Raw genomic sequence first — 16,395 nt, 5'->3', positions numbered from 1 at the left:
CTGCCTCACCACCCCACCGCCATGGGCTCGGACTCGGGGGAACCCAAGTCCGCATGGTCTTCGATGCGCGAAATGCTCTCGGCGGCCCGGCGCAGTGCAGGCAGCAGCTTGAGCAGGTCGGCCGAGCTCTTGCGCATCATGGGCGCCTGCACCGCGACGCAGAGGTTCGAGCGCCCCGCAGGGTTGGGAACCAGCACGGCGAGGCAGACCAGCCCGTCCAGGTATTCCTGGCGGTCTTCGGCGTAGCCGTCGATCCGGATCCGGGCCAGTTCGGCCTCGATTTCCGCCTTGTCCGTCAGCGTGTGGGCCGTGAAGCGCTGCAGCGGCCCGGTGGCCAGGACGCGTTCGCGCTGGGTGGGCCCAAACTGGGCAAGGATTAGCTTTCCGCTGGCCGAGCAATGCACCGGAACCCGGGAACCGGGCCCCAGGTGCACACGCAGGGGCTCGTTGGTCTCGACGCGGTCAAGGTAGATGACCTCGTTTCCGGACAGCGCGGTGATGTTGCAGCTCTCGCCGATCTCGTCGACCAGTCCCCGAAGGATGGCGTGCCGGGTGCCGTGCCGGGTGTCGTTGAGCAGCACGTCCTCTGCCATGCGGCGCATGCGCGAACCGGTGCCGTAGTGCCGGCCGTCGGACTGCCGCGTGAGCAGATTGGCGCCCTCGAGCTGCTGGAGCATGCGGTGCAGCGTGGGCTTGGGCAGGCCGGTCTGGTCCACCAGCGACTGCAGGGTGAAGAGCTGGTCGCGCGTGGTGATCAGCTCAAGCAGGGCGAAGAGGCGCAGGGCCGGTGTCTCCCCCTGGACAGCGCCCGCGGGCCCGAGATCCGGTTCCGTGAGATTTTCCATGATCGATCCAATCTGCCGATGTGCGAAGTTTCATTAAATCGTATCAGGACGAAGAATAAATGGAATAGAAGCTTGACGGATGTGAGATGTGTCGCATAGCTTTGACATCAATCCCGTTTTTGGGAGCAGTTTGAATCATTTTTTGAGACTTTGCGTGATCGCGACGTCTTGATCCCCGAAGGAGACTAGTAATGACTGAAAAGGCCACATCCCGCGAGGTCGTCAAGGGCGCGCAGAAGATGACGTCGTCGGAAGCCTTCGTTGAGACGCTGGTGTCCAACGATGTCACCGACATCTTCGGCATCATGGGCTCTGCCTTCATGGACGCCATGGACATCTTCGCCCCGGCAGGCATCCGCCTGGTGCCCGTCGTGCACGAACAGGGCGCTGCCCACATGGCCGACGGCTATGCCCGCGCCTCCGGCCGCCACGGCGTGGTCATCGGGCAGAACGGCCCGGGCATCTCCAACTGCGTCACCGGCATCGCCGCCGCCTATTGGGCCCACAGCCCGGTCGTGATCATCACCCCGGAGGCCGGAACCAACACCATCGGCCTGGGCGGTTTCCAGGAGGCCAACCAGCTGCCGATGTTCCAGGAATTCACCAAGTACCAGGGCCATGTCACGCACCCGAACCGCATGGCCGAATTCACCGCCCGCTGCTTCGACCGCGCGATGAGCGAAAACGGCCCGACCCAGCTGAACATCCCGCGCGACTACTTCTACGGCGAGTCCATCACCGAGATCCCCGCCCCGCGCCGCGTCGACCGCGGCGCCGGCGGCACCAAGTCCCTCGACGAGGCCATCGAGTTGCTCAAGACCGCCAAGAACCCGGTCATTGTCTCCGGCGGCGGCGTGGTCATGGCAGACGGCGTCGAGGAAGCCAAGGCCCTCGCCGAGCGCCTCGGCGCACCGGTGGTCAACAGCTACCAGCACAACGACTCCTTCCCGGCCAGCCACCCGCTTTGGGCGGGCCCGCTGGGCTACCAGGGATCCAAGGCCGGGATGAAGCTCATCTCCCAGGCGGACGTCGTGATCGCGCTGGGTACCCGGCTTGGCCCGTTCGGCACCCTGCCGCAGTACGGCCAGGCCTACTGGCCGACCGAGGCCAAGATCATCCAGATCGATGCGGACCACACCAAGCTCGGACTGGTGAAGAAGATTGCGGTCGGAATCACCGGAGATGCCAAGGCGGTTGCCATTGAGCTCTCCAAGCGCCTCGAGGGCATCGAATTGGCATCGGATGCGACCAAGGCCGAACGCGCAGCGAACATCAAGGCCGAAAAGGAAGCCTGGGAGCAGGAGCTCTCCGAGTGGACCCACGAGCAGGACGAGTACTCACTCGACGTGATCGCCGAGGCAGAAGGTGAAGAGGGCAACTGGCTGCACCCGCGCCAGGTGCTGCGCGAACTGGAAAAGGCCATGCCGGACGACGTCATGATCTCCACCGACATCGGAAACATCAACTCCGTGGCGCACAGCTACCTGCGCTTCGAGAAGCCGCGCAGCTTCTTCGCACCCATGTCCTTCGGCAACTGCGGCTACGCACTGCCGACCATGATCGGGGCCAAGGCCGCGGCCCCGCACCGCCCGGCCATCGCCTACGCAGGCGACGGCGCCTGGGCCATGAGCATGGGCGAGGTCCTCACCGCGGTCCGCCACGACCTCCCGGTCACCGCGATCGTCTTCCGCAACCGCCAGTGGGGAGCGGAGAAGAAGAACCAGGTCGAGTTCTACAACCGCCGATTCATCGCCGGAGAGCTGGACAACGGCGAGTCCTTCGCCGAGATGGCCCGCAGCATGGGTGCCGAGGGCATCGTCGTGGACAAGCTGGAAAACGTCGGGTCGGCACTCAAGGAAGCCCTGAACAACCAGATGGTCGACGGCAAGACCACCGTCATCGAGATCATGTGCACCCGCGAACTGGGCGACCCGTTCCGCCGTGACGCGCTCTCCACCCCGGTCCGCCACCTGGAGAAGTACAAGGACTACGTCTAAACCGCAGTTCCATCCGCACGACCCCCCGTGGCCGGGGGGAGTGCGCCGGAGGGTGGGCACACCCTCCGGCGCACTCCCGGCCACCCCCCAGACATTGAACATCGGCAATTCGGCCGGGCACCCCCGCGGACAGCGACGTCCGCCCCGGGGGCGCGGCAAGCAAGAGAGTGGAGCGTGAAATGAGCACAACGAGTCCGGAACACGTGGTTGTCATCGGTGCGGGCATGGTGGGCCTGTCTACGGCCTGGTACCTGCAGGAACGCGGGGTCAAGGTCACCGTGCTGGACCGCGACGGCGTGGCCGCGGGTTCCTCCTGGGGCAACGCGGGGTGGCTCACCCCGGCGCTGACGCTTCCGCTGAGCGAACCCTCGGTGCTCACCTATGGCCTGAAGACCATGTTCGACCCGGCCTCCCCGCTTTACATTCCGCTCTCCGCCAAGCCCTCGCTGATCCGCTTCCTGCTGGGCTTCGCCCGGCATTGCACCCCGGGCAAGTGGCGCGAGGCCATGGCGGTCTTCAGCGAGATCGGGACCACCGGGTTGGACGCCTTCGACGAGATCTCCGAGGCCAGTTCCATCGGCAGGATCGGCAAGGCTGGCTCGGTCAACGGGCCCGGCGCCCCGGGCAACGACGGCGGCACCGCCACCCTGGGCACCGGCGTGGTGGAACCCACCCGGCCGGCCGAGCCCTTCCTGACCGGCTTCAAGAGCCTCAAGGACCGAGACGGGCTGCTCCATGAATTCGAGGGCATCCGCGCCTCCGGCGGCGAGGTCGAATTCGACCTGCTGGGCGCCGAGGACATCCGGGCCATGGAGCCCACCTTGGGCGACGGGGTCAAGGCCGGCGTCGCGATCCACCACCAGCGTTTCATCAACCCGCCCAAGTTCATGGACTCCCTGGCCGATTCGGTCATTGCCCGCGGCGGAGAAATCGTCACCGACTTCGAGGTGGCCGACGTCCGCGAACACGCCCACGGCGTCGAGGTCGTGGACGGACAGGGCCGGATCCAGGGCGCCGATGCGGTGGTCATTGCCACCGGCGCCTGGCTGGGCAAGCTGGCGCGGAAGTTCGGCGTCAGGCGCGTGGTGCAGGCCGGGCGCGGCTACTCCTTCACCGTGGTCCCCGAGGTCATGCCGACCCACCCGATCTACTTCCCCGCCCAGCGCGTGGCCTGCACCCCGCTGGGGGACAGGTTCCGGGTGGCGGGGACCATGGAGTTCCGCGACGCGGACCACCCGCTGGAGCCCAAGCGAATCGAGGCCATCGTGGCGGCCGCCTCCCCGCTGTTCACCGGCATCAACTGGGAGGACCGCCAGGAGGAATGGGTAGGGTCGCGGCCCTGCACCACCGACGGCCTGCCGCTCATCGGCGCCACCCGCTCCCCGCGCGTGCACGTGGCCGGAGGCCACGGCATGTGGGGCGTGGCGCTGGGCCCGCTGACCGGCAAGATGCTTGCCGCCTCGATCACCGGGGGATCGACCCCGGCCGTCATGCGGCACTTCAACCCGTTGCGCTAGGTGGCGACCCGGCGCAACGACGGCGGCGGCGCGCCGGACATCCCTTGGTGACGGGGATGGCCGGCGCGCCGCCCACCTACCCGGACGCCTTCCCGGTGCCGGGCGCCGCGGAAAACCCCAGCTCCCGGTATCCGGCGGAGCGCTTGTCGTAGGCACGGGCGATCACCGGGGTCAGCACATCGATGTAGTCGTGCACCACCGCGGTATCCTTGCCCGGGTACGGGCGGGTAACGCGACCCGCATACTGGACGAGCCGGCCCTTGAAGGAAACCGGCGCGGCCAAAAACAGGGTGTCAAGCCGCGGGCAGTCAAAGCCCTCGCCGATCAGCGACCCGGTGCCCAGCACCAGCAGGGGCTGGTCGGCCGGGGCGGAGTTGATCCGGGCGATCGCCTCGCGCCGTTCCCCGGTCTTCAGCGAGCCGGTGAGCTCGATGGGCTCGAGCCCGGCGGCCCGCAGCCCGTCGGCGAGCAGCTGCAGGTGGCGCTTCCAGGTGGAGAGGACCAGGATCTGCCGGCCCTGCGCGTGGGCCTCGGCGACGTCGCCGACGACCTGAGCCAGGCGTGCCCCGTCCTCGATCAGCACCTTGTAGATCTGCGCGATGCCGCCGGGCGCGCTCGGGTCGATGTCCCCGGCAAAGTCGAACGCGGTGTCGTGGAGGCGCAGCCGCAGGGCCGGGGCGGGGTGTTCGGCGGCGCCTTGGGGCAGTTCCCCGTGGCGCGGCGCGGCGAATTCATGGGTGAAGGTGCCCAGTTGGTGGAAGATCAGCTCCTCCAGCCCGTCGCGCCGGTACGGGGTGGCCGTGAGCCCCAGCCAGGAGCGCGCGGGGATCTGGTTCATGACCTGGCTGAAGGCGGCGGCCGGCACGTGGTGGCACTCGTCCACGACCACGAACCCATACCCGGCGGTCAGCTCGGCGACGTTCTTGCGCCGGGCCAGGGTGGGCAGCAGCGCCACGTCGATGCGGCCGGTGGTCTTGGACTTACCGCCGCCGATCTGGCCGGATTTCTCGCCGAGGAACGTGAGGATCTCTCCGCGCCACTGGTCCGCCAGCGCCTTGCGGTCCACCAGCACCAGGGTGGAGACCGATTTTGCCGCGATCAGGGCACAGGCCATGACGGTCTTCCCGCTGCCCGGTGCCGCGACCAGCACCGCGTGGGTGCGGGCCCGCAGCGCGTTGAACGCCCGCTGCTGCTCGGGGTGCAGGGTTGCGGTGAAGGCGAAATCCCCGGGCTTGCCGGCGACGCGGTTGTCGGTGAGCAGGAGGCGGCTGCCGGCGGTTTCCACCAGCTTTTCCAGCATGGGCAGCAGCCCGCGGGGCAGGATGAGGTCGCCCTCGAGGGTTTCGTCGTAGCTGGTGAGGAAGCGCGGGATGCCCCAGGTGGAGCGCCGCTGCCGCTGGCGCTCGTGGAAGTCGGGGTTGGGCAGGGCCGCCGCGTGCTTCAGCGCGGTGACCATGGCAGGGCCCAGGTCCGTGGAACGCAGCGTGATGCGGGCACCGATCACCGCGTTGACCAAGGGTGCCGGGCGGGGGGAGATCTTGGAGGAGGCCGGCACCTCCAGGCGCGTCTTGCGCCCGGTGACGGGTGCCGGCAGGGCCCGCAACAGCGACTTCAACTCGCCCGCGCTCACCCGCCCGAGGCCGGAGAGATAGGCCCACTGGTCCTCATAGGGTTCCAGCGTTGCCGTGTCGAGGAAGAGCGTGGTCCCGTGCCGGCGGCGCTTTCCACTGAGCGGGGCGGCGATCAGGTTGCCCATGCCCTTGCCGGTGTGCCTGTCCTGGGAGGGGAAGAGCCGGTCATAGCTGCGCAGCGACATTGAGCCCCTGATGCCCATGGCCTCGTGAAGCAGCGCGCTGGCCAGCCCCCGCGCGGACTCGGCCGGAACCTCCTGGGCGAAGAAGATCCACACATGAGCGCCGCGCCCGGACTGGGAGACCTCCAGGGCGGCGGGGATGTTCCGGTGGCGCGCGGCCTTGAGGTAGGCCAGCGCATCGAGCATCGCGGCGTCCCCGTCGAAGTCGGCGGCCACGAAGAAACAGGTGTCCCGCGCCGTCAACGGGTAGAGCCCGATGTGCTGCCTGCCCCGCAGGTGGCCCTCGACCTCGCTCGGGGTCAACTTCGTGTAGGCGGCGGATTCCCGGTCCATCCACTTGCGCCAGCCCCCGGGAACGGCCGGCACCCAGCCGGCCTTTCCCTCGGCCGCATTTTCCCAGCGCAGCGCAAAGACGTCGGTGCGGGTGCGGAACAGATCCATGTAGAGCCGGATCTTCTCGGCTTCCGGGGAACCGGCGGTGACCGGGCCCGAGGGGCGCAGCGCGAGTTCCCCCTGGGCCGGGGCCGCCGCCCGCGCCTCGGAAACACCCAGGGACAACAGCTTGCGCAGCCGGGCGTTGTCGATGCGCAGTTGCTCAAGCTCGCGCCGCACGCCGGCAGCTTCCCGGGAGCTGTCGTGGGCGTGGGTGTCGGCCGGTGCCGCGCCCTGGACCGATTCAACATCCAGCGGCAACTCCGGCTGGGCTGGATCGCGTTGCGTGGGGCTCACACCACCATTGTGCCCCGGTGCCCCGACAGTCCGCGGGAAATCGGGGCACCGGGACCGTCTTCAGGAGGTGTGGTGCGTTTCGGCCAGCGCGTAGACCGGGGTGTCGATTCCCTCGAATCTTGCCTTGAGCTGCAGCGCCAGGTACTTGGAATAGTGCCGGGACTGGTGCAGGTTCCCGCCGTGGAACCACAGGTTTTCCTGCCGCGTCGGCTTCCACATGTTGCGCAGCTCGCCCTGCCACGGGCCCGGGTCCTTGGTGGTGTCCGAGCCCAGGCCCCAGCACTTGCCCACCGCATCGGCCACGTCCTGGGAAATGAGCTTTGCCGCCCAGCCGTTCATGGACCCGTAGCCGGTGGCATAGACCACCGCGTCCGCCGGCAGCACCGTGCCGTCGGTAAGCACCACCGAGTCCTCGGTCAGGTGCGCCACGTCGCCGTGGGCCAGGGCGATGGACCCGTCGGCGACCAGTTCGGAGGCGCCGATGTTGATGTAGTAGCCCGAGCCGCGGCGCAGGTACTTCAGGAACAGCCCGGAGTCGTCGTCGCCGAAGTCCAGGTCGAACCCGGCGTCGGCGAGCCCCTGGTAGAAGTCCGCGTCGTCGGCGCGGATCTTCTCGAAGGCGGGGCGGTGGAATTCGGGCAGCACCTTGTACGGGATGGAGGCGAAGATCAAGTCGGCGGTCTCGTGGTCGATGCCGTTGGCCAGCGCCTCCTCCGAGTACAACGGGCCCAGCACGGTGTTCATCAGGGACTCCGAGCGCACGATGTGGGTGCTGGAGCGCTGCACCATCACGGGCCTGGCGCCGTTGTGCACCAGGTCCGCGCAGATGTCGTGGGCGGAGTTGTTGGCGCCGATGACCACCACGTCCTTGCCGCGGTACGCCTCGCCCCCGGGGTGCGTGGAGGAGTGGTGCTGTTCCCCGGCGAACGCGTCGCTGCCCTCGAAGGAGGGGATGTTGGGGATCCCGGACATGCCGGTGGCGATGACCACGTGCGCGGGATTCAGCGTGTGTTCGCGGCCCTCCCGGATGAGCCGGACCGTCCAGGTGCCGGTGGCCGCGTCGTGGGTGGCGGAGGTGGCCTCGGTGTTGGACCAGTAGTCGAGCTCCATGAGCCGGGTGTAGTGCTCCAGCCAGTCGCCCATCTTGTCCTTGGGGGTGAACACCGGCCAGTGGTCGGGGAAGGGAATGTAGGGCATGTGGTCGTACCAGACCGGGTCGTGCAGGCACAGCGAGTGGTAGCGCGATCGCCACTGGTCGCCCGGGCGGGGGTGCTTGTCGATGACCAGCGCCGGGACGCCCAGGCGCTTGAGCCGGGCGGAGAGGCCGATGCCGCCCTGGCCGCCGCCGATGACCAGCACGTAGGGCTGTTCGGCGATTCCGAATTCCGCCTCGCGGCGGGTGCGCTTGTCCAGCCAGTTCTCGCTTGACATCTCCGACCCGTGGTCAGCCCCGCGTTCGCGCAGCGCCCCCGCGGGTTCGGGGAACTCGCGCAGGCCCTGCGCGGTGGAGAGCAGCGTCCAGCACTTGCCGTCGCGCAGCCGCAGCAGCCCCTTGCCGTCGATCGACTTGTTGGTGAAGGTGTACCAGGCCTCGATCACGCCGTCGCCCTCGGTGGCGGAGACCACGGCCAGGTTCCGCGGCCAGGCGTCGGGCCCGACCCCGTCGAGCATGTCCTTGATCTGTTCACGGCCCTCGGAGGTGTGCAGGTTCCAGGTCAGCGCGGACAGGTCCCGCCAGTAGGATTCCTCGCCGAAGAGGGCAGCCGCCGCTTCGGTGTTGCCTGCCTCCAGTGCACGTTCCAGCTCGCCGAGCCATTGCCCTGCCACGGTGCCGGCGTTGTCTTCAGTCATGTCCGTCTCCTTCGAAAGCGTGTTGCGATGGAGATGATGCTATGAGCTGGGTCACAGTTCCGCGAGGGTTGCAAGAGGTTGCAACGCCTGGCGGCCTCAGGCGCTGAAGCCGGCCGGCAGGCCGAGGCGGTAGGGCCTGGACTCAACCAGGCCGCCGAGCCTGGCGCGCAGCCGCGACAGCTCGGCACGCACAGTGACGGTGGTGGTGACCCCTGGAAGCCGCTCCATGAGGCCGTGTGCGTCCAGGCCGGAGGGGTTGGCAACCAACAGCGCCAGGATCTGCCCGTGCCGCTCGCTGAGGCGGATCTCGGTTCGCTGCCCGTCCTGGACGACGACGGCAACCGGCGCGGGGGCGAGAGACAATTCCAGTCGGGCGTCGGAGTCGCGGTTGCCGCCGTGCAGCAGCCAACCCCCGGGGACCTCCGCGGCCACCACCGCCCCGAGTTCGGGCAGCCAGGCACCTCCCGCGCACAGCGTCCCGGGCAACCGCAGGCGGGTTCCCACCCCGAAGCCCGCCGAATGCGCCACCCAGCCCTGCGCATCGACCAGCACATGGCGGCCGGCCGGGGCGGGGACCGAGCCCGCCAGCAGATGCAACTCGCGGTCGTGCCGCGCGGCCAGCAAGCCGGTTGCCTCCCGCGCGGTTGCGCTGACCAGTGCCAGGGTGTGCGGATGGGCGGTGCGGTAGGACCCGGAGAGCGTGATGGCGCCAAGCACCTGGCCGGTGCGCTCCTCGATGATCGGGGCGCTGGTGCACACCCAGGTGTGTTGTTCCTCCCGGGCGTGCTCGGGGCCGAAAATCTGCACCGGGGTGCGTTCGGCCATGGCGGCACCCAGCCCGTTGGTGCCGACGTCGGATTCCCTCCACCGCGCCCCGGCAACAAAACCGATGTCCTCGCTGCGCCGGCGAATGGGGGAGGGCCCTGCAACCCACAGGACGTACCCCTCGTCATCGCTGATGACCAGCTCGTTGCCGGCATCCGCGGCCAATTGCAACAGGCGGTCCTCAAGCATCGGCACCAGGCCGGAGAGCACCGCCGCGCGTTCCCTGCGGTCTCCGATGTCTTCGGAGCCCAAAGGCCGGATGGCCGGGTTCTTCAGCGATTGCCGCTGCCACGAGCGGGCCACCACGGGACGCACCGGTCCGGGGATGGTCTCGGTGCTGGCCCAGGTCCGGTGCAGGGGCACCAGGGACCGGGCTTTGGCTGCCGGATCCTCGAATGCAGCCAGTGCGGCTTCCAGCCGATATGCGCCCATGTGTCACACCTCTCAACCATTAGAGGATCGCACGGAAACAGGGCCCTTGGACAGGGCCGGCAATTGAGGCGCCACCGCTCCGTGCCTCGAGGGTGGCCGACAACCTCCCGAAACGGGAGTCATAAGTAGGCGGTCCGGGCATGCACACACGAGAATGGAGGAATGAGACTCGGATTCATTCGCCATGGACAAACCAACTGGAACGCCGAAGGCCGCCTGCAGGGCTCCAGCGACATCCCGCTCAACGACGTGGGACGCCAGCAGGCCCGCGACGCCGTGGCGGTGCTGGGCACGGACACCTGGGATGCGATCGTGAGCTCCCCGCTGTCCCGGGCGCGCGAAACGGCAGAGATTATCGCCGCCGGCCTGGGCATCGAGTTGGGACGAAGCTATGACGCGCTCATCGAGCGCGATTACGGCCAGGCCGAGGGCATGCAGGACGGCGAATGGGAAAAGCTGTGGCCAAACAAGGACGGCGGCGGAATAGAGCCCCTGGAATCCGTCGTGGCCCGCGGCCGTGCCGCAATCGACCAGATCGCTGCCGATTTTCCGGGGAAGAACGTTGCCGTCGTTTGCCACGGAACGATCATCCGCTACACCCTCTCCGCGCTCGCCGGAGTCCAATTCGACAGCATTCTCAATGGCTCCGTCTCGCTGAGCGACAATGTCGACGGTCCATGGACGGTTCGCAGCGTCAACGGGGAAACGATTGGATCCCCGCTCGCCCAGTAACCGACCCGCTCGCGGCCGGCCGCAGCCGTTGCCGGGAAATTGTTTCAAATCGCCGTGGTCAGCTGAATCGCAACATGAGACGATTCGAAGATGAAGGCCAGGGTGAAATTCGCGGAGCCGCGGGGGAGCGGCCGATTCGATGACTGAACGAATCGGGATTGTCGGTGCCGGCATCGTTGGACTTGCCATTGCGCAGGCCTTGGCGCGCACCGGGGATTTTGACGTCACGGTCCTGGAAAAGGAAGCACGGGTGGCCACGCACCAAACCGGACACAACTCCGGGGTCGTGCATGCCGGGCTGTACTACCAACCGGGCTCGCTCAAGGCCGAACTCTGTGCCAGGGGTCGTGCCCAGATTCGCGAGTATTGCCGGGAACACTCCCTCCCGTATCGGGAAACCGGAAAACTGGTCGTTGCCTTGAATGGTGACGAGGTGCCTCGTCTTGACGAGATCGAACGCCGCTCCCGGTTCAATGCCGTGCCCGGCCTGGCCCGCTTATCCGTGGAGCGGCTGCGCGACATCGAACCGCATGCCGCGGGAGTGGCAGCACTGCATTCCCCGCATACCGCCGTGGTCGACTATGCGGCCATTGCCGAAACAATGGCCAACCAGATCCGGAAGGCCGGCGGCAGGGTGCTGCTGAATCAGGAAGTCACGGCCGTTCAAACTTCCGCCGGCGCGTGCCTGGTCTCAACCGCCGGAACCACGCACGCCTTTGACCGGCTGGTGGTTTGCGCCGGCCTGCATTCCGATACGATCGCCAAGTTGGTGGGCGCCTCGGATTCGCCCCGGATCCTGCCATTTCGGGGCGAATACTGGTCGTTGGCCCCTGAACGAAATGAGCTGGTCAGGGGCATGATCTACCCTGTTCCGGATCCGGCCTTTCCGTTCCTCGGGGTTCATTTCACCCGGGGGGTTTATGACGAGATCCATGTGGGGCCCAACGCCGTACCTGCACTGGCCCGCGAGGGATACTCCTGGGGCAGGATTTCGGTTCGCGATACCTGGGAGTCCTTGCGCTGGCCCGGGGCAGGAAAGCTGGCCAGGGACCACTGGAGAATGGGCGGAAAGGAAATCGCGGCCTCGGTTTACAAGCCGTTGTATTTCAAGGCGGCCCAGGCCTTCATCCCGGAGCTGAGGCCTTCGGACCTGACGCATCGGACCACCGCGGGCGTCCGCGCCCAGGCTTGGGCCAGGGACGGGTCCTTGCTGGATGATTTTGCCGTGGACCAGGTAGGTCCGGTCACCGTGCTGCGCAATGCCCCGTCGCCGGCGGCAACCTCCTCCATGGCGATTGCCGAGCATGTGCTTTCAAGGTACCTGGGTATCCAGCCTTAGTCCCTCGGCCTCGGGATGGACGCACGTCGATGGCCAGCCAACGGGACCACCCGCGGAACCCCAGAATGTTCGAAGGCCAATAGCCGGGGCCGCCAGGTTCACGACGGGGGATTCCCCGTAAATTCAGGGTCCTCGTCATTTCGGTCCTCGAAGGTGTACTCGACCACGGAAGCGTTCGCGAGCTCCAGAACCAACGGCTTGCATAACACCGGCGGGATCGTGAGCTTTGCGTCGATTCTCACGAGCCCTTCATCGCGAAGTTGCTCCAGGTTTTGCCAGGCAACCTCGATGGTGTCGGGGGTTCCCCGCGGATCGAAGTTGTTCAGGCCGCGGATCGGGTGCCTAAGAACCTCGACACTGATCGGTTCGACGGCTGCCTCCAGCAGGAAATAGCGGGTCAGGTAACCCATCTCCGGGTCGATGTAGCGATCGTCGACTTCCACCGATACGGCTCGGTACATCTGTTGCGCGACGCGGCGGACCACATTGACCAGATTTGCGGCAGGATCGTCGAGGAAGTCGATGGCCTCCTTGCTCGGGTAGGCGCGAGTGGCACTCAACTCGATGAGTCCCGCACCCACCAGGGCATCCCAGTACAGGCCCAGCCGGGCCACATTCCGTGCCGATCTGAACCGAACCGGCCCGTTTTTGGACGGTCCACCTATGGGTGTCGGCGAATCGTCATAAATAGCATGGATGTCGAGGGCTGCGGCTGCCTCTTGTACATGCTTCCGGTTCAAGATCTTCGCACCTGTAATTCCACGCTTCGGACCGAACCACCGCAAGAAGGACTGCACTCTGCCGGCGAGCGCCAGGTCCTTGATCCCCGCCATGGCTTCTTCACGGGTGAGCCTCGGCACCCTGATCAAGACACTTTGCAATTCGGGGATCGCGGAATAATCCGGTTCGAACTTGGGGAAGTTGAAGCAGCTGAAGTAGGTTTCGACCCGCTGGAATTCCTCATGGGTGCCCGTCCATGTTCCCGTGGCGTGCAAGAACTCAAGGTAGGCACCCAAGACATGGGTCATTTCCAGGAAATCGTTGGTCTTCTTGCCAAACATCAAGTCATCAAGTGTTGCCGCAAACGCCGGAAGGTTCAGGAACGTGATTTCACGACTGCTGTTGACGCGCGCATAGTGTTCCAGAAAGGCAACGATCCGTTCCCGGAGCTCGGAACCATGGGTATCGAACCGACGTTCCTCGCACCACGCGTCAAACGCCGGGAGGACGCGCGGTAGTTCGCGGCGGATCCGAAGCCGGTCGATGCTCACAACTGATGAATCGGCCGCCTCGCCCGTTGACGGTTCGACCTTGTCGGCTGATTTCGGATCTTTGGGAGACATCTTTTTTCCGCACAGTTTGAGCCTCTTGGCGGTGCCTGCAACCAAGGCATCGCCGCTGATGACTTGAGCATACTAGCGAGCCCAGATCGAGAGTACAGTTGGCGAATATTTCTGAAGCGCTGTCAGTTGTCCGGTATGTGGAGCAGGCGGCCCCAGAGGTAATCCTCGCCGACGACCGGTATGCCGTAGGAGCGTGCCTTTCGTGCCTTGCCCGAGAGGCTGTCCGGATCGGCCGCCACCAGAAGTTTGACCTTCTTTGTTACGGCTCCGTGCGGCCTGAACCCGGCTGATTCCAGCTCGGCTTCGATGGCGTCACGCGGCCGGCTCATGTCTCCGGTCAGCACGATTAGGTCGCCGGGTTCCAGGAACGCCGTGGAGGCGGCCTCCGATCCAGGAACATGCGGTGTCGTTTCCTGTCTCCTTTGGGAGACGGCCTCGAGCTGTTCGCCAGGAATGCAGAGCACCTCCGCGATGGTTGTCAGGTCATTGAGTTCCTCATCGGTGAGAACGCCATCGGACCATGCAACTTCCGACACCGAAGCGAAATAGCGCGCGTGCAATTCCCGGACGGTGGCCTGGCTGATTCCCAGTTCATCGGCCAGGGCAACCAGCGCTGACTGTTCGTGGGCGGAAAGGTATCGGTCAAGCAGCGCCCGGTCAAGCAGCGCCAAGTAGTCCTGATGCTCGACGGGCCCGGAGACTTCCGGCAGGCGAACCACAATACGCTCAACAAAGTGCGTCTCCCTGGAATCCGCGGATGAGCGAAGCGCCGGTGCCAGAAGTCCGGACGGAGGAGACGGCCGCCAAGCTGTTGTCGCGGCCTCCGACAGCAGGAAGTCCCAGTCGCCAAGATCGGGGTCCAGCTCCATGTATCGGGAAAGAAGCACCGCCGCGGCTTCGGCGTCGTCCCCGGCGCTGTGGGCGTGATGCAGCTCGATACCGAATGAATCACAGCAATCCTGCAGGGAACGCCCGGCGCCGGGCAAATACTCGTGCGCCATCTGCATCGTGCACAGTCCGCGGGGTAGAAAGAACCCAGGAAGTGCAAGCCCCGCGCGATGGAACTCGGCGCCGAGGAATCGCGCGTCAAAGCGAAGGTTGTGGGCGACAACGAGGGTTCCGGAAAGACGCCAATCAAGTTCCTGCGCAATGTCGCCGAAGCGCGGCGCACCAAGGATGTCCTTGGCGCGAATCCCATGGATAGATTGCTTGCCCAGATCACGCTCCGGGTTGATCAATGTCTCCCATCGATCCAGGATCGTGCCGGACCTGTCCATCGTAATCACCGCAATCTCTGCAATGCGGTCGTGGTTTCCCGGGAAAAGTCCCGTGGTTTCCGTGTCAATTACTGCGAAATGTCCCAACGCCATGCGATTCCCCGAATCTTGCCATATCCAACGATCCCTTCTGAGACTATGCGAACCACCCTTGGATCATGTACAGGAGAACGACGTGTTGTGGACAGCCACCCTTGCCGCCGAAATCGCCGGGTTCGTGCAGGTTTCCGGGGGCGGGAGCGCGTGCATGGGCGCGTCCGATGTTGTTGGGGCGTCGCCCAACGTTAATCTCGATGGAGTAAGAGTTGAGAATGCGAAGCCTGAGTGGAGAAGAAGTGAGTCCAAGCCTTCAACGTCGGTTAGGCACCAAAGACGCCGTCATGATCGGGCTGGGTGCCATGATCGGAGCCGGGATCTTTTCCGCGTTCACCCCCGCGGCCTCCGCCGCCGGTTCAGCCCTTCTGGTGTCCCTGTTCTTGGCCGCTGCGTTGGCATACGCCAACGCACGGTCCAGCGCCCAACTCGCGGCACGCTACCCAACCTCGGGCGGCACCTATGCCTACGGACGCGAAGTGCTCGGCCCGTGGCCGGGTTTCATCGCGGGTTGGGGTTTCGTGGTCGGCAAGACGGCTTCGGCAGCGGCCATGGCATTGACCTTCGCAACATACACGGTTCCCGAACCCTGGGTGAAGCCCGTTGCCGCGCTGGCGGTGGCGGTGCTTGTCGGAGTCAACTATCTGGGAGTTACACGCACCGCGGCCGCTGCAAGAGTCATTGTCACCGCGGTGTTGGCGCTCCTGGCCGTGGTCTTGGTGGTGATCCTGGCCGGCACCCATGTGCCACCGGCCTATGCGGCAGGGGACAGCATGGGCCTCCTCGGCGTCCTGCAGGGAGCAGGGCTGCTGTTCTTCGCCTTCGCCGGATATGCACGCATCGCGACCCTGGGCGAGGAAGTGCGGAACCCGACAAAGAGTATTCCCCGTGCCATTGCGATCGGACTGGGCATAGTCGTGGTGCTCTACACGGCGGTCGCCCTGGTGCTCCTCACTGTCCTGGGCGCCGGCGGCGTTGCGCAGAGCGCCAAGCCGCTGGCGACCGCACTGGGGGATTCCTGGGCCCTGCCGCTGGTCCAGATCGCCGCGGCGTTGGCATCCCTCGGGGCGTTGCTTGCGTTGATCGCGGGAATCGGACGCACTGCAATGGCCATGGCACGGGAGCACGACCTGCCCCATCCCTTGGCTGCCATCCACCCGAGGTTCGCCACGCCGCACCGCGCCGAGTTGGCCGTCGGTGTCGCGGTGGTTTTGCTGATCATGTTCTTCGACCTGCGAACTGCCATCGGATTCTCCTCGTTCGGCGTGCTGGTCTACTACCTGATCGCCAACATCGCGGCGGTCAAGCAGCCGCGGGACGAGCGTCTGAGCCCTGTCTGGTTGGGCATAGCCGGGGCCATTGGCTGCGTCGTGCTCGTTGCCACGCTTCCGCCCAGCGCGGTCATCGGGGGACTGGTCATGTTTGCGGTGGGCCTCGGCTATCGCGCCGTTCGGCTGCGCGTCGGTTCCTGACGGCCGATCTTTGCCCAGAGGGCGCAAGGCCGGGGGACCTGTGGCATGTGCCTGCACGGCAGGGGAGACTGTGAAGGGCAGACGGCAAGGGATGCATAGGCAAGGTTCAAAGACATCTGCAATGAGCTGT

11 protein-coding genes are annotated in these 16,395 nt (G+C 66.2%); 5 read left to right on the top strand and 6 right to left on the bottom strand.

Annotated features, from left to right (window positions below):
* Positions 1–5: 5 nt before the first annotated feature.
* Complete coding sequence (locus KRR55_RS09070) at positions 6–845, bottom strand: IclR family transcriptional regulator (protein WP_217388770.1); 840 nt, start codon at positions 843–845, stop codon at positions 6–8.
* 191 nt (positions 846–1,036) lie between these two features.
* Between KRR55_RS09070 and xsc the strand changes: the two genes are divergently transcribed.
* Both xsc and KRR55_RS09060 read left to right on the top strand, forming a co-directional pair.
* Entirely contained in the window at positions 1,037–2,842 is a 1,806-nt protein-coding gene (xsc, locus tag KRR55_RS09065; protein WP_217388769.1) for a sulfoacetaldehyde acetyltransferase, read from the top strand.
* Between the two features lie 179 nt (positions 2,843–3,021).
* On the top strand, positions 3,022–4,359 hold the full coding sequence (locus KRR55_RS09060) for an NAD(P)/FAD-dependent oxidoreductase (RefSeq protein WP_217388768.1): 1,338 nt from the start codon (positions 3,022–3,024) through the stop codon (positions 4,357–4,359).
* A 76-nt stretch (positions 4,360–4,435) separates the two neighbouring features.
* On the opposite strand, the gene KRR55_RS09055 is transcribed toward KRR55_RS09060, so the two are convergent.
* The 3 genes from KRR55_RS09055 to KRR55_RS09045 form a co-directional block, all read right to left on the bottom strand.
* Complete coding sequence (locus KRR55_RS09055; RefSeq protein WP_336245074.1) at positions 4,436–6,901, bottom strand: TOTE conflict system archaeo-eukaryotic primase domain-containing protein; 2,466 nt, start codon at positions 6,899–6,901, stop codon at positions 4,436–4,438.
* Positions 6,902–6,961: 60 nt separating this feature from the next.
* Positions 6,962–8,752: an NAD(P)-binding domain-containing protein gene (locus KRR55_RS09050; RefSeq protein WP_217388767.1), complete on the bottom strand. Its 1,791-nt coding sequence runs from the start codon at positions 8,750–8,752 to the stop codon at positions 6,962–6,964.
* A 96-nt stretch (positions 8,753–8,848) separates the two neighbouring features.
* Entirely contained in the window at positions 8,849–10,009 is a 1,161-nt protein-coding gene (locus KRR55_RS09045) for a GAF domain-containing protein (RefSeq protein ID WP_254456040.1), read from the bottom strand.
* A gap of 162 nt (positions 10,010–10,171) precedes the next feature.
* Between KRR55_RS09045 and KRR55_RS09040 the strand changes: the two genes are divergently transcribed.
* Together KRR55_RS09040 and lhgO are read left to right on the top strand one after the other, a co-directional pair.
* On the top strand, positions 10,172–10,741 hold the full coding sequence (locus KRR55_RS09040; RefSeq protein ID WP_217388766.1) for a histidine phosphatase family protein: 570 nt from the start codon (positions 10,172–10,174) through the stop codon (positions 10,739–10,741).
* Between the two features lie 139 nt (positions 10,742–10,880).
* Entirely contained in the window at positions 10,881–12,080 is a 1,200-nt protein-coding gene (lhgO, locus tag KRR55_RS09035; RefSeq protein ID WP_217388765.1) for an L-2-hydroxyglutarate oxidase, read from the top strand.
* Between the two features lie 98 nt (positions 12,081–12,178).
* On the opposite strand, the gene KRR55_RS09030 is transcribed toward lhgO, so the two are convergent.
* Both KRR55_RS09030 and KRR55_RS09025 read right to left on the bottom strand, forming a co-directional pair.
* Positions 12,179–13,423, bottom strand: coding sequence for a hypothetical protein (locus KRR55_RS09030; protein ID WP_217388764.1), 1,245 nt, complete (start codon positions 13,421–13,423; stop codon positions 12,179–12,181).
* Between the two features lie 122 nt (positions 13,424–13,545).
* On the bottom strand, positions 13,546–14,793 hold the full coding sequence (locus KRR55_RS09025; protein WP_217388763.1) for an exonuclease domain-containing protein: 1,248 nt from the start codon (positions 14,791–14,793) through the stop codon (positions 13,546–13,548).
* 218 nt (positions 14,794–15,011) lie between these two features.
* On the opposite strand from KRR55_RS09025, the gene KRR55_RS09020 reads away from it, so the two are divergent.
* Positions 15,012–16,265, top strand: a complete 1,254-nt coding sequence (locus KRR55_RS09020) for an APC family permease (protein WP_217388762.1) — start codon at positions 15,012–15,014, stop codon at positions 16,263–16,265.
* The last annotated feature ends 130 nt before the right edge of the window (positions 16,266–16,395 follow it).

It is taken from the genome of Paeniglutamicibacter quisquiliarum (assembly GCF_019084045.1).
In the GTDB taxonomy this organism is placed as follows: Bacteria; Actinomycetota; Actinomycetes; order Actinomycetales; family Micrococcaceae; genus Paeniglutamicibacter; species Paeniglutamicibacter quisquiliarum.
Note: the sequence above shows the minus strand (reverse complement) of the source record. Positions and strands in the feature narration are given on the sequence as shown.

What these genes read in the sequence shown, in the direction of transcription:
- KRR55_RS09070 (WP_217388770.1), bottom strand. Translation starts at nt 845, where the DNA reads ATGGAAAATCTCACGGAACCGGATCTCGGGCCCGCGGGCGCTGTCCAG.
- xsc (WP_217388769.1), top strand. Translation starts at nt 1,037, where the DNA reads ATGACTGAAAAGGCCACATCCCGCGAGGTCGTCAAGGGCGCGCAGAAG.
- KRR55_RS09060 (WP_217388768.1), top strand. Translation starts at nt 3,022, where the DNA reads ATGAGCACAACGAGTCCGGAACACGTGGTTGTCATCGGTGCGGGCATG.
- KRR55_RS09050 (WP_217388767.1), bottom strand. Translation starts at nt 8,752, where the DNA reads ATGACTGAAGACAACGCCGGCACCGTGGCAGGGCAATGGCTCGGCGAG.
- KRR55_RS09045 (WP_254456040.1), bottom strand. Translation starts at nt 10,009, where the DNA reads ATGGGCGCATATCGGCTGGAAGCCGCACTGGCTGCATTCGAGGATCCG.
- KRR55_RS09040 (WP_217388766.1), top strand. Translation starts at nt 10,172, where the DNA reads ATGAGACTCGGATTCATTCGCCATGGACAAACCAACTGGAACGCCGAA.
- lhgO (WP_217388765.1), top strand. Translation starts at nt 10,881, where the DNA reads ATGACTGAACGAATCGGGATTGTCGGTGCCGGCATCGTTGGACTTGCC.
- KRR55_RS09030 (WP_217388764.1), bottom strand. Translation starts at nt 13,423, where the DNA reads ATGTCTCCCAAAGATCCGAAATCAGCCGACAAGGTCGAACCGTCAACG.
- KRR55_RS09025 (WP_217388763.1), bottom strand. Translation starts at nt 14,793, where the DNA reads ATGGCGTTGGGACATTTCGCAGTAATTGACACGGAAACCACGGGACTT.
- KRR55_RS09020 (WP_217388762.1), top strand. Translation starts at nt 15,012, where the DNA reads ATGCGAAGCCTGAGTGGAGAAGAAGTGAGTCCAAGCCTTCAACGTCGG.